11 protein-coding genes and 1 tRNA gene are annotated in these 12,874 nt (G+C 72.1%); 4 read left to right on the forward strand and 8 right to left on the reverse strand.

The genetic code is table 11. The annotated features are described in order from the left end of the window. Nucleotides 1-993, forward strand: coding sequence for an alpha-ketoacid dehydrogenase subunit beta (locus Saso_RS19020; protein WP_189923562.1), 993 nt, complete (start codon nt 1-3; stop codon nt 991-993). Between the two features lie 10 nt (nt 994-1,003). Beyond that, nucleotides 1,004-2,488 carry a dihydrolipoamide acetyltransferase family protein gene (locus tag Saso_RS19025; RefSeq protein WP_189923561.1) on the forward strand — a complete coding sequence of 495 codons (1,485 nt, stop codon included), beginning with the start codon at nt 1,004-1,006 and terminating at the stop codon, nt 2,486-2,488. Here Saso_RS19025 and Saso_RS19030 read toward each other — a convergent pair. The 4 genes from Saso_RS19030 to Saso_RS19045 all read right to left on the reverse strand — a co-directional run bounded on the left by Saso_RS19030 (nt 2,475) and on the right by Saso_RS19045 (nt 7,149). Beyond that, on the reverse strand, nt 2,475-4,928 hold the full coding sequence (locus Saso_RS19030; protein ID WP_229901345.1) for a hypothetical protein: 2,454 nt from the start codon (nt 4,926-4,928) through the stop codon (nt 2,475-2,477). The genes Saso_RS19025 and Saso_RS19030 overlap by 14 nt on opposite strands. 3 nt (nt 4,929-4,931) lie before the next feature. Then, a tRNA-Trp gene (locus Saso_RS19035) sits at nt 4,932-5,004 on the reverse strand. Between the two features lie 163 nt (nt 5,005-5,167). Beyond that, nucleotides 5,168-6,415 (reverse strand): MFS transporter, encoded by a 1,248-nt coding sequence (locus tag Saso_RS19040; protein WP_189923959.1) that lies wholly within the window; start codon nt 6,413-6,415, stop codon nt 5,168-5,170. A gap of 62 nt (nt 6,416-6,477) precedes the next feature. Next, nucleotides 6,478-7,149, reverse strand: a complete 672-nt coding sequence (locus tag Saso_RS19045) for a GntR family transcriptional regulator (protein ID WP_189923560.1) — start codon at nt 7,147-7,149, stop codon at nt 6,478-6,480. Between the two features lie 255 nt (nt 7,150-7,404). On the opposite strand from Saso_RS19045, the gene Saso_RS19050 reads away from it, so the two are divergent. Next, nucleotides 7,405-8,307: a D-alanyl-D-alanine carboxypeptidase family protein gene (locus tag Saso_RS19050; protein ID WP_189923559.1), complete on the forward strand. Its 903-nt coding sequence runs from the start codon at nt 7,405-7,407 to the stop codon at nt 8,305-8,307. A gap of 133 nt (nt 8,308-8,440) precedes the next feature. Here Saso_RS19050 and Saso_RS19055 read toward each other — a convergent pair whose 3' ends face one another. Then, a complete protein-coding gene (locus Saso_RS19055; protein WP_189923558.1) occupies nt 8,441-9,265 on the reverse strand; it encodes a maleylpyruvate isomerase family mycothiol-dependent enzyme in 825 nt (274 codons plus the stop codon). A gap of 219 nt (nt 9,266-9,484) precedes the next feature. Here Saso_RS19055 and Saso_RS19060 point away from each other — a divergent pair, with 219 nt between their 5' ends. Further along, nucleotides 9,485-10,309, forward strand: coding sequence for a carbon-nitrogen family hydrolase (locus tag Saso_RS19060; protein WP_189923556.1), 825 nt, complete (start codon nt 9,485-9,487; stop codon nt 10,307-10,309). 126 nt (nt 10,310-10,435) lie between these two features. Here the strand turns inward: Saso_RS19060 and Saso_RS19065 are convergent, their stop codons facing one another. The 3 genes from Saso_RS19065 to Saso_RS19075 form a co-directional block, all read right to left on the reverse strand. Beyond that, on the reverse strand, nt 10,436-10,930 hold the full coding sequence (locus Saso_RS19065) for an LURP-one-related/scramblase family protein (RefSeq protein ID WP_189923554.1): 495 nt from the start codon (nt 10,928-10,930) through the stop codon (nt 10,436-10,438). Nucleotides 10,931-11,104: 174 nt separating this feature from the next. After that, the gene (locus tag Saso_RS19070) at nt 11,105-11,353 is read right to left on the reverse strand and encodes a DUF6458 family protein (RefSeq protein WP_189923552.1); all 249 of its coding nucleotides are present in this window, start codon (nt 11,351-11,353) and stop codon (nt 11,105-11,107) included. A 115-nt stretch (nt 11,354-11,468) separates the two neighbouring features. After that, complete coding sequence (locus Saso_RS19075; protein ID WP_189923551.1) at nt 11,469-12,791, reverse strand: M18 family aminopeptidase; 1,323 nt, start codon at nt 12,789-12,791, stop codon at nt 11,469-11,471. Between the last annotated feature and the right edge of the window lie 83 nt (nt 12,792-12,874).

The raw sequence follows: 12,874 nt of genomic DNA on the forward strand, positions 1-12,874 counted from the left end.
ATGGCGGAGAGTGTGACGGCCAAGAACCTGGCCCTGGCCAAGGCGATCAACGAGTCGCTGCGCCGCGCCCTGGAGACGGACCCCAAGGTCCTGATCATGGGCGAGGACGTCGGCAAGCTCGGCGGCGTCTTCCGGGTGACGGACGGCCTCCAGAAGGACTTCGGCGAGAGCCGTGTCATCGACACCCCGCTGGCCGAGTCCGGCATCGTCGGCACCGCGATCGGACTGGCCCTGCGCGGCTACCGCCCGGTGGTGGAGATCCAGTTCGACGGCTTCGTGTTCCCCGCCTACGACCAGATCGTCACGCAGCTCGCGAAGATGCACGCGCGCTCGCTCGGCAAGGTCAAGCTGCCGGTCGTCGTCCGCATCCCCTACGGCGGCGGCATCGGCGCGGTCGAGCACCACTCGGAGTCGCCCGAGGCGCTCTTCGCGCACGTGTCCGGCCTGAAGATCGTCTCCCCGTCCAACGCGTCCGACGCCTACTGGATGATGCAGCAGGCCATCCAGAGCGACGACCCGGTGATCTTCTTCGAGCCGAAGCGGCGCTACTGGGACAAGGGCGAGGTCGACACCGAGGCGATCCCCGGCCCCCTGCACAAGGCCCAGGTCGTCCGCGAGGGCACGGACCTGACGCTCGTCGCCTACGGCCCGATGGTGAAGCTCTGCCAGGAGGTCGCCGCCGCGGCGGCCGAGGAGGGCAAGAACCTGGAGGTCCTGGACCTGCGGTCGGTGTCCCCGCTGGACTTCGACTCGATCCAGGCCTCGGTGGAGAAGACCCGCCGCCTGGTCGTCGTCCACGAGGCGCCGGTGTTCTTCGGATCGGGCGCGGAGATCGCCGCCCGGATCACCGAGCGCTGCTTCTACCACCTGGAGGCCCCGGTGCTCAGGGTCGGCGGCTATCACGCCCCGTACCCGCCGGCCCGCCTGGAGGAGGAGTACCTGCCGGGCCTGGACCGGGTGCTCGACGCCGTCGACCGTGCCCTGGCGTACTGAGGAGAGGGTCGTGACGACGATGACGGAAGCGTCCGTACGCGAGTTCAAGATGCCGGACGTGGGCGAGGGGCTCACCGAGGCCGAGATCCTCAAGTGGTACGTCCAGCCCGGTGACACCGTGACGGACGGCCAGGTGGTGTGCGAGGTCGAGACGGCCAAGGCCGCCGTCGAACTGCCCATCCCCTACGACGGGGTGGTCCGCGCGCTGCACTTCCCCGAGGGCACCACGGTCGACGTGGGCATGTCGATCATCGCGGTGGACGTCGCGGGCGGTACGGGCGGCGCCCCGGCCGCCGAGGTCCCGGCGCAGGCGGTCGCGCAGGCCCCGGCCTCCCCGCAGGCCGAGCCGGCGACGACCGGGGCACCGGCGGCCGCGGCACCGGCCACCGAGGAGACGAAGTCCGTCGGCTCGGGCCGGCAGCCGGTCCTCGTCGGGTACGGCGTGGCCGCGTCCTCCACCAAGCGCCGCCCGCGCAAGGGCCCGGAGGTCACGGTCGCGCAGGTCCCGGACGCGGTCCGCACGGACCTGAACGGCCACGGCGCGCCCGCGGTGAAGGAACGGCCGCTGGCCAAGCCGCCGGTGCGCAAGCTGGCGAAGGACCTCGGCGTCGATCTCGCCACGGTGGTCCCGTCCGGCCCGGACGGCATCATCACCCGCGAGGACGTCCACGCGGCGGCGGCCCCGGCGGCCCCCGCAGGTACGGCGGCCGAGTCGGTGCCCCAGGTCCCGCAGGCGGCCCAGCCGCAGGTCACGGCCCCGGTCACCGCGGCGCCCGCGGCGTCCTACGACACGGCCCGGGAGACCCGGGTGCCGGTCAAGGGCGTCCGCAAGGCGACGGCGGCGGCGATGGTCGGCTCGGCCTTCACCGCGCCGCACGTCACGGAGTTCGTGACGATCGACGTGACGCGCACGCTGAAGCTGGTCGAGGAGCTCAAGCAGGACAAGGACATGCAGGGTCTGCGGGTCAACCCGCTCCTGCTGATCGCCAAGGCCCTGCTGATCGCCGTCAAGCGCAACCCGGAGATCAACGCCTCCTGGGACGAGGCGGCGCAGGAGATCGTGGTCAAGCACTACGTCAACCTGGGTATCGCGGCCGCGACCCCCAGGGGCCTGCTGGTCCCCAACATCAAGGACGCCCACGCCAAGACGCTGCCGCAGCTGGCGGAGTCACTGGGCGAGCTGGTCTCGACGGCGCGTGAGGGCCGCACGTCCCCGGCCGCCATGCAGGGCGGCACGGTGACGATCACCAACGTCGGCGTCTTCGGCGTCGACACCGGCACCCCGATCCTGAACCCCGGCGAGTCCGCGATCCTCGCGATCGGTGCGATCAAGCTCCAGCCGTGGGTCCACAAGGGCAAGGTCAAGCCCCGCCAGGTGACGACCCTCGCGCTCAGCTTCGACCACCGGCTGGTGGACGGGGAGCTGGGTTCCAGGGTGCTGGCGGACGTGGCGGCGATCCTGGAGCAGCCGAAGAAGCTGATCACCTGGGGTTAGCCGACGGCAGGGCCACGCTTTCGGCGACCGGTCCGCACCCGCGGCGACCGGGCCGCGCCTCCCCTTCGGGAGTGCGCGGCCCTGTCCGTTTCCCTTGCCGACCTTGCCCGGTCCAGGCGCTCACGGCCGGGTCGCCCCGCAGCCAGTGGCCCTCCGTGGTCCAGCCGAGGAGGAGACGGCCGCCGGCCTCGTCCGCCCGGCCGCCGTCGGCGACCTGGCACAGTCCCGTCAGGGCGGGGGCCAGCCGCCGCGCCACATGGCCGGGGTGCCGGGTGAGCTCCTCGGACAGCCAGGCCAGGGTGCGGGCCCGTTCGCCGGGGGTGCACAGGGACAGATGGAACACCAGCTGACGCCAGGCGTAGGCGACGTCCTTGATCGTGCGCAGCGGACGCGGGTTCGCGTGCACCCGGCCGGTCAGACGGCACACGGTGACGAAGCAGCGGCGGGCCAGTTCCGGCCAGCCCGCCGCCGGGGTGACACCGGCCCGGTGGACCAGGGTGGCCAGGTTGTGCGTGGTGAGGATCTGCGCCTGCTCGATCACCATGCCGTTCGCCGCCACCGACCCGCCCGCGGTCCGGCGGCGGGAGGTGGCGGCCGCGGCCCGCTCGGCGCACAGCTTCGCGAACCCGGGCGAGGTCCTGGCCACCGACCCGCCCCCGGCCGCGCGCACCGACGCCTCACCGGCCTCCAGCACCGCCAGGTTGCGGACGGCACGGTAGTCGACGGCGTAGTAGCGCTCGTAGAGCGAGCCGCCGCCCAGCAGCTCCGCCGCTGTCCCGGCCGCGGCGAGGAACTTCGGGGTGAAGGTGCCCATGAAGATGTCCGCGGCCAGCTCCTCGACCAGGGGAGCGCCCAGCTCGGCCTGCCGGGCCAGCACGGCCAGCTCACTGATCAGCGGGTTGGGCAGGATCGTGCCGGGAAAGGCCTGCACGGCCAGCTCGCCGAGCTGCCGCAGCGCCAGGGCCGGCACCTCGTCCGTCGCGGTGCGCACCCGCTGCCCGGCCACGGCGCGCACCCAGGGCAGTTCCTCGGCCCGGACCTGCCGCTGGAGATCGAGCAGCAGCAGGGAACGGCGGCCCGCGAACGCGCGGTGGTGGGCGCCGGCCAGCGAACGCAGGGCCGGGTCGGGATAGACCTGCGCGGTGGTCGCGGCGACGAGCTGCGGGACCAGTTCGGCCAGCACCTCCGCGGACGGGACGATCCCGCGCTCCACGAGGGTGCCCAGGGGTGCGCTCAACGCGGTCTCGACGGGCCGCCGTACACCCGCCGGAAGCGCCGCTCCCCGGGGCAGCCCCGTCTGTCGTGCCTCCTCCTCGCTCACCGGGGCGACGAGCGGTGCGACCTCGGCGACTCCCGCTCGCTGCTCCAGTCCGGCGAGCCGGCGCAGCACCAGCCGGGCGAGCTCCCGGTGCGAGGGCAGCGCCGCCTGGACGGCCTGCTCGCGGCGCAGCGCCGTGAGTTCGGGCGAGCCGGGCAGCCCGCGGCGCCGCACCATGGACGTGACGGCGTGCCGCAGCAGCCCGAGCCGGCGCGCGTCCAGCCGGTGTCCGGCGACGGTCTCCTCCAGTGCCCCGCGCAGGATCCCCAGGTTCTCCCCGGGCTTGCGGTGCTTGGAGCAGAGGGTGTGGTGGCGGGCCAGCTCGCGGTAGCGGCGCAGCAGTCCGGCGCCCTGCTCCAGCCAGGCGTCGTCGGGGGCCCGGACCAGTACGTGGACGGGCTCTCCGGCATCGGCGGTCCGCAGCCAGTGGGCCAGCAGTTCGTCGCCGAACGGCTGCCACACGGCCAGGGCCTCCCGCTGGGTCTCCACCGCGGCGCTGGTGCGCCGTCGCGCCAGACGCTCGCCGGCCTCGGCGACCGTCCACCGGTGCACCGTGTCCGCGTCCGGCGCCGGGCGGGCGGACGGCCGCGGCGTGAACCGCAGCAGGCCCGCGAACGGGGCGAGTTCACCGACGAGTGCGAGGGCCGCGTCCGTCTCGCCGGCCCGGGCCAGCCACGCCACGGTGAGCAGGGCGGCCTCCTCGGGGACGGTCACCTCGTACCGTCCGCTGTCGAGGAGTTCGCACAGGCGCGTCAGCCCTTCCTCGGTCAGCCAGTACGCGAAGAGCGCCCGCCGGTCCAAGGGCACTCCGGCCCGGCGCGCGGTCCGGGTCTCGTCCTCGGTCAGGGGACCGCCGGCGCCCGGCACTCCGGTGGCGAAGCCGCCCCGGAGCACTTCGGGCGTCACCCAGGCCGGGAGATCGCGCACGGGTGTGCGCGAGCCGATGGCGAGCCGACCGGTCGCCATGCCCTCCAGCACGGACCGCCAGCCCCGCTGCCGGTTCTCGGCCCGGCGCCGGGTGGCGGGGTCCTCGTGGGTGAGCGCGGTCCTGAGCGCCCCGGCCAGCCGGCCGAGGGCGTAACCCGGGTCTGCGAGGTGCTGCTGGTCAGCGTCGTCGTCCATAAGCCGACGTGGCGGGTTCCGCCCCCGCGTCCTCCGGGTGTGGAGCCCGGCGCTCTGGCTGCTGAGCTACACGTCGATGACGCCCGACCGTAGACGCCGAACAGGAGTCCGTACAACCGTGTTTCGCCGAGGGGAGCCCCGGTGGAGTCCCCTCGCCGCACGTCCCGGCACCTCGTCACCGAGCCGCAACGCCCCTACACGCACGTCGCGTGACGGTGTTTCACGTGAAACAGCCGCTTCTACGCCGGTACGTGCACCGTCTCCACCCGGCTCGCCACCAGACGCTCCCGCTCCCGCCGGGCCGCCTGCTTGCGCAGCCGCAGGATCTGGCTGACACCGAGAGCCTGGAGGACGAAGACGCAGGAGAAGGCGATCGTGTAGTCGTCGCCGGTCGCGTCCAGCAGCACGCCGATCGCGAAGAGCGTCGTCATCGACGCCACGAAGCCGCCCATGTTGGTGATGCCGGAGGCGGTTCCCTGGCGCTCGGGCGGGTTCGCCGGACGAGCGAAGTCGAAACCGAGCATGGAGGCGGGGCCGCAGGCTCCCAGGACCGCGCAGAGCAGCATCAGCAGCCACATCGGGGCCCGTTCGCCGGGGTAGGCCAGGGTGACCGCCCACATCAGGGCCGTCGCGCCGACCGTGCCCAGGGCCAAGGGAAGCCGTGCCTCGTGATGGCGGGCGACGATCTGGCCGTAGACCAGACCCACGACCATGTTGCACAGCACCACGAGGGTCAGCAGTTCGCCGGCCGTCGCCCGGGACAGGCCCTGCGCCTCCACCAGGAACGGCAGGCCCCACAGGAGCAGGAACACCATGGCCGGGAACTGGGTGGTGAAGTGCACCCACAGACCGAGGCGGGTGCCGGGCTCACGCCAGGAAGCCGCGATCTGGCGGCGGACGTAGGCCGCGCCCCGGTGCGGGAACGGCTCGGGCTCGTGCCCCTCGGGGTGGTCCTTCAGGAAGAGCAGCAGAAGGACCAGGACGACCGCTCCGGCCAGCGCGCTCCCCGCGAAGGCCGCGGTCCAGCCGATGCCGTGCAGGAGCCGGGCGATGACCAGGGTCGAGACCAGGTTGCCCGCCATCCCGGCCAGGCCCGCCAGCTGGGCGACCATCGGCCCGCGGCGGGCCGGGAACCAGCGGGTCCCCAGGCGCAGCACGCTGATGAACGTCATGGCGTCGCCGCAGCCGAGCAGGGCACGCGAGGCGAGGGCCGTGCCGTAGGAGGGCGAGAAGGCGAAGCCGAGCTGCCCGGCCGTGAACAGCACGGTGCCGATGGCCAGCACCTTCTTGGTGCCGAGCCGGTCGACCAGCAGGCCCACGGGTATCTGCATGCCCGCGTAGACCAGCAGCTGGAGGATCGAGAAGGTGGACAGGGCCGAGGCGTTCACCTGGAAGCGGTCGGCGGCGTCCAGGCCGGCCACGCCCAGCGAGGTGCGGAAGATGACCGCGACGAAGTAGACCGAGACTCCGATCCCCCAGATGGTCATCGCCCGCCTGCCGCCCGGCGGATCACCCGGAAGGGTGGAGTTCGCGGTGCGGGGCGCGGTGCTCACCGGACCTCCCCGCGGGCCAGGTGGGAGAACCAGCCGACGTGCCGGTGGACGATCTCGACGGCGGCCTCGGCGTCTCCGGAGCGCAGCGCCCGGAGGATCTCCTCGTGCTCGCCGAGGGTCTTGGCGATGCGGTCGGGGTGGGAGTGCATCACGGCGACGCCCATCCGCAGCTGACGGTCGCGGAGCTGGTCGTAGAGCCTCGACAGGATCGCGTTGCCGCCGCTGCGGACGATCTCCGCGTGGAAGCAGCGGTCGGTCACCGCGGCCCCCGCCAGGTCTCCCTCGGCGGCCTGCGCCTTCTGCTTCGCGAGCAGCTCTTCCAGGCGCTCGATCAGGGCGGGCGGCGCGGGCACCGCCTTGCGGGCCGCGTGCTCCTCCACCAGCAGCCGGGTCTCCACCACGTCCGCGATCTCCTGGGCGGAGACCGGCAGGACGAGCGCGCCCTTCTTCGGATAGAGCTTGATCAGCCCCTCCACCTCCAGCCGCAGCAGCGCTTCCCGTACGGGGGTGCGCGAGACCCCCACGGCTTCGGCGAGCTCGCCCTCGGTGAGGAGGGTGCCGCCTTCGTAACGGCGGTCCAGGACGCCCTGTTTGACGTGGGCGTACACGCGGTCCGCGGCGGGTGGTTGCTTCAGGGGAGCGGGGGCGGGCGGGGCGGAGGACGGCATGCCCACAGGATAGATACAACACGTACGCATCGGTGCGCCGGTCCAGCATGCGGACCGGTGGCCGGGGTGCCGGGCGGCGTCGTGGGGGTGGGTGGCCCGGGGCGCCGGGTAAGAGCCGGGCCAAGTAATCGGAAATTCTGCCCGGCGGACGCACAACTTTGTGTGCTACTTACGTGTCACACATGTGCGGCCCATCTTTTTCCCCTTCAACTTGGCCGTACCGCAGGGGCATTCGACGTAATCGGGGTATTTCAGTTGATAACCGCCATCAAGGGCATCCGAGTCCGCAGGGCCGCAGCCGTTGCCGTCACCGCCGGCGCCGTGCTCGCGACCGGGGCCCTCACCGCGGCACCCGCGCAAGCGGTCACGGTGCCCACGATCGCCGCCAAGACCGGCTTCGTGATGAACAACGCGAACGGTGCGGCGCTTTACAACAAGGGTATGGACACCAAGCTGTCCACCGGCTCCACCACGAAGATCATGACGGCGAACGTCGTGCTGTCGCAGGCGAACCTGAACCTGGACACCAAGGTCACCATCCAGAAGGCCTACAGCGACTACATCGTCGCCAAGGGCGCGTCCTCGGCCCGGCTCATCGTCGGTGACAAGGTGACCGTCCGTCAGCTGCTCTACGGGCTGATGCTCCCGTCCGGCTGCGACGCCGCGTACGCCCTCGCCGACAAGTTCGGCACGGGCTCCACGCGGGCCGCGCGCGTGTCGAACTTCATCGCCAAGATGAACAGCAAGGCGAAGGCGCTCGGCATGACGCGGACGCACTTCGACTCGTTCGACGGGATCGGCAACGGTTCGAACTACTCGACCGCCAAGGACCTGACGAAGCTCGCCAGCAACTCTCTGAAGAGCGCCAACTTCCGCGCGGTCGTCAAGACCAAGTCCTACACCGCGAAGACGATCACCAAGACCGGCTCCACCCGCACCATGGCGGCCTGGGTGAACACCAACACGCTGCTGAGCAGCTACAGCGGCACCATCGGCGTGAAGACGGGCTCCGGCCCGGAGGCGAAGTACTGCCTCGTCTTCGCCGCCACCCGTAACGGCAAGACCGTCGTGGGCACGGTCCTGGCCTCCACCAACGCGACGGTGCGCGCCGCCGACGCGACGAAGCTGCTGAACTTCGGCTTCGCCAAGCTGGGCTGACCCCCGGTCGACGGCCGAACGGCCGTCGCATCGACGCGAAGGGCCCGTCGTGATCGCACGACGGGCCCTTCCGCTGTCCCGGCGCACCCGCCGCCGTGACCGCCCGGGCCCGGTGGGGCCGGGTCCGCGCCGGCTACTTCGTGACCGCGAAGTTCCGCAGGATCGCCGCCGTCAACTCCGGTTCCCCCTCGGCCTTCACCCGGTCGGAGACCGCTTCCGCCGACACCCGGCCGCAGGCCAGCCGGACGAACGTCTCCCAGTCGAGGGTGAACGCGGCGGCCGGGCCGAGCGCGGGCGCCGTCTCCAGGGTGCCGCGGCCCTGGATGTCGACGCGGATGGTGCGCAGGAACTCGACCGGTCCGTGCACGTCGAAGACGACCGCGGAGCTGCGCGGCGCGTCGGCCTTCTCGGCGACGACCGCCGGGAGTTCGGCGAGCAGCGCGTCACGGGCGATGTGCGCGCCGGGGGAGTCGAGGTTGCCGGGACGGCCGAGGGCGGCACGCAGGTCCTGCTCGTGCACCCACACGTTGAACGCGTGCCGGCGCATGGACTCCTCCAGTGTGAGCTCGGTGCCGAGCGGGCCGCGCACCACCGCGGTCGGCTGGCGCGACTCGTTGCGCAGCTGGCGGTTGCGGCGGATGACCGTGTACTCGAGCTCGGACGTCATCTCCGGGGCGGTGTGGTGCCGGCGGACGTCGACCTGCATCTCCATGTAGCGCTGGATGTCGTTGGTGACGTGGTACAGGTCACGCGGCAGGGTGTGGATGGGGCGCGGATCGCCGTACATCTCGCAGTCCAGCCCGATGACGTGCGACACGATGTCGCGCACCGACCAGCCCGGGCACGGCGTCCGGCGGTTCCAGTCCGCCTCCACCAGCGGCAGTACCAGTTCGGATATCGCTTCGATGGAGTGGGTCCAGGCGTCGGCGTAGGGCTGGAGGGTGGGATGCAGACTCACGGAAACGGGACCCCTCGGCGGTCGGTACTCGGGCGGGTTGTGGCGGCGATGCCAGCGGGAGGTGGCGGTGTCGGCGGGTGCCTCGAAACTCCTCCGATTCTCGGCTGCGCTCAAATCGGGGGGATCCCCAAGTTACGCTGCTGTGAGGCACCCCGGCAGTGCTTTCGTGTGACGATCGTAGGCCCGTGTGGACGGCTCGAATGCCAGGACGGTGGTAGTGTGCGCGCCTCGCTCATCCAGATCGCAGTAGAAGAGGGCGAATCGGTCGAATCGCGGCGGGCCCGCGTGGCCGCGCTGGTGAGGGAGCAGGCCGGTGCGGCCGACCTCGTGGTGCTGCCCGAGCTGTGGACGACCGGCGCCTTCGCCTACGAGCGGTTCGGCAGCGAGGCCGAGCCCCTCGAAGGGCCGACGCACGAGGTGATGGCGAAGGCCGCGAGCGACGCGGGCGTCTGGCTGCACGCGGGCTCGATCCCGGAGCGGGTGCCGTCGGACGGCTCCGGGCCTGGCGAGGGCACCCTCTACAACACGTCGCTCGTCTTCTCCCCCGACGGCGAGCGGGTGGCCGCCTACCGCAAGATCCACCGCTTCGGCTTCGACCAGGGCGAGGCCGTGCTGATGGGCGCGGGAGAGGAACTGGTGACCGTCCGGCTGCCGGAGACGACCGTCGGGGTCGCCACCTGCTACGACCTGCGCTTCCCCGAGCTGTTCCGCGGGCTCGTGGACGCCGGCGCCGAGACGCTGGTCCTCTCCGCGGGCTGGCCGGAGCGGCGGCGGGAGCACTGGACGCTGCTGGCGCGGGCGCGGGCGGTCGAGAACCAGGCGTTCGTGCTCGCGTGCGGAACGGCCGGGACCCATGCCGGGGTTCCCCAGGCGGGTCACTCGATCGTGGTCGATCCCTGGGGCGAGGTGCTGGCCGAGGCGGGGGCCGGCGAGGAGGCCCTGAGGGTCGAGTTCGATCCGTCCCGCGTCGCCACGACACGGGAACAGTTCCCGGCCCTCAAGGACCGCGTCCTCGGACTGCGCACCCCGGAACGCCGGTCGTAGGACCGCGCCCGCAGAATGCCGTTCGCAGGACCATGCCCGCAGAACACCGTGCGCAGGACCACGCGCCCCAGAACGGCTGTCTCAGTGCCGCGTGCCCGCGCAACGCTGCTCGGCGGACCGCGGGCCCTAGTCCTCCCGCTCCTTGTCGGCGAGGTGGATGACGCACACCGCCACCGCGATGAGCAGCGCCGGATCCGCGTCCTCGCGGACGACGTCGACGCCGTAGGTCTCCCGCAGGTGCAGCCATCTGCGGGAGACGACGGCGAGCAGCTCACCGTCGTACTCGACCGCGAACTCCCGGTCGAGGATCTTGCCGCTGACGTCGAGTTCGGTGCGGCCGTCGGCGAGGGCCACCCGGTAGTGGTTGCGCAGCAGCGACAGCCGCTTGCGCCGGATGGTGGCCAGCGGCTCGCCGTCCCGCTCGATCACCATCGTGTCCCGCAGGGCGAGCATCTTCTGGTGGATGTCGATCAGGACCCGCCCGTGGGCGTCCTTCAGCTCGAAGGTGTCCCGCAGCCGCATCGCCTTGCCGTCGACGAGGAAGACCTTGTTGCCGTGGTCGTCCTCGATCCAGTAGTCGTCACCGATGCCGAGGATCCGGTCGCGTACGAGGAATCTCATACCGTCACGGCTTCCCCGGCCGCCCGTGCGAAACGCCGCCGGTAGTCCGAAGGGCCGAGTCCGCCGCCGCGGCCGTCCGCACGCGCGTCCCGGTCGTCCCGGTCCGCCGCGCCGCGGGCGGGGCGGACCGGCCGCCGTCGGTCCCGGCCGTGTCGTACGTCCGACCGGTCACGGTCAGACGCCGTAGCCGCCGCTGTAACCGTCGCGCTGGTGCCGCTCGGTCTCGACCACCGTGGTCGAGGCCGGAGGCACCATCACGCGGCGGCGCCGGGCGATGCTGCTGAAGGTCGTCACGCCGATCAGGCCGACGATCATCAGGATGACGCCGACCAGGTCGAGGTTGACGCCCTGCATGTGCCAGTCCGTCGCGAACGTGAGGATGGCTCCCACGGCGATGAGGAGTATGCACCCGCCGAGGCCCATGATGTCGCCTCCTGTCCGGTGTACCGGCCGTTCCGGTTCACCACACGGTCCGGGTACCCAGGGGCCCGACTCCCATGCGCGGGGGCCGACTTGCCGGGGGCGCCGTCCGACGCCCCTAGCCCTCCAGGAACGCCACCAGCGCGTTGGCCAGCAGGTACGGGTCGGCGTCGCCGCACAACTCCCGCGCGCTGTGCATCGACAGGATCGCCACGCCGATGTCGACGGTGCGGATGCCGTGCCGGGCCGCGGTGATCGGCCCGATGGTCGTGCCGCACGGCATGGAGTTGTTGGAGACGAAGTTCTGGAACGGCACGCCCGCCTTCTCGCAGGCGGCGGCGAACACGGCCCGGCCCGAACCGTCCGTCGCGTAGCGGTTGTTGACGTTGACCTTGAGGATCGGTCCGCCGTTGACCCGGGGGTGGTGCGTCGGGTCGTGCCGCTCCGCGTAGTTGGGGTGGACGGCGTGACCGGTGTCGGAGGACAGACAGACGGTCCCCGCGAAGGCTCTCGCCCGGTCCTCGTACGTCCCTCCGCGCGCGAACACCGAACGCTCCAGCACGCTGCCCAGCAGCGGTCCGTCCGCGCCCGTGTCGGACTGCGAGCCGTTCTCCTCGTGGTCGAAGGCGGCCAGCACCGGGATGTACGGCAGGCTCTCGCCGCCCGTCGCCACGGCCGTCAGGGCCGCCGTACCGGCGTGCACGGACAGCAGGTTGTCCATCCGCGGGCCGGCCACCAGCTCCTCGTCGCGGCCCAGGTAGGCGGCGGGCTCCACGGAGTGCGCCATCAGGTCCCAGCCGGTGACCTGGCCCGCGGCGAGCCCGGCCTCCTCCTCCAGGAAGGCGATCAGGTCGCCGTCGCGCACATCGCCGCCCAGACCCCAGACGGGCTGGAGATGGCGCTGCTTGTCGAGCTTGAGCCCGTCGGTGTTGACGGCCCGGTCCAGGTGGATGGCGAGCTGGGGGACGCGCAGCAGCGGGCGGCCGACGTCGACCAGCCGGGTCGAACCGTCCCGCAGGGACAGCCGTCCCGCCAGGCCCAGGTCACGGTCGAGCCAGGAGTTGAGCAGCGGACCGCCGTAGATCTCCACGGCGACCTGGCGCCAGCCGTGCGCCCCGGTGTCCGGCTGCGGCTTGACGCGCAGGTTCGGCGAGTCGGTGTGCGCGCCGATGATCCGGAACGGCGTGTGCGGCGCGGCACCCTCGGGCACGTACCACGCCACGATCGCGCCCCCGCGCAGCACGTACCGGCCGCCGGTCCCCGCGGCGGAGACCGGCGAGGACTCCGCGTCCCAGGCGTCCGTCTCCGAGACCTGGCGGAACCCGGCCTTCTCCAGGCGCTCGGCCGCGTTCGCCACGGCGTGGTACGGCGACGGGCTCGCCGTCAGGAACGTCATGAGGTCGTCGGTGTGGCCGCGGTCGAAGCGGGAGGGTGCGCTCATGGGGTTCACCTTAACGACGGACAAGAGCCCGCTCCCCGTGATGGGGAGCGGGCCCTCGTGAGGACAATGTGGAGTGCTGCGCG

This window comes from Streptomyces asoensis (assembly GCF_016860545.1).
GTDB classification, from domain to species: Bacteria; Actinomycetota; Actinomycetes; order Streptomycetales; family Streptomycetaceae; genus Streptomyces; species Streptomyces asoensis.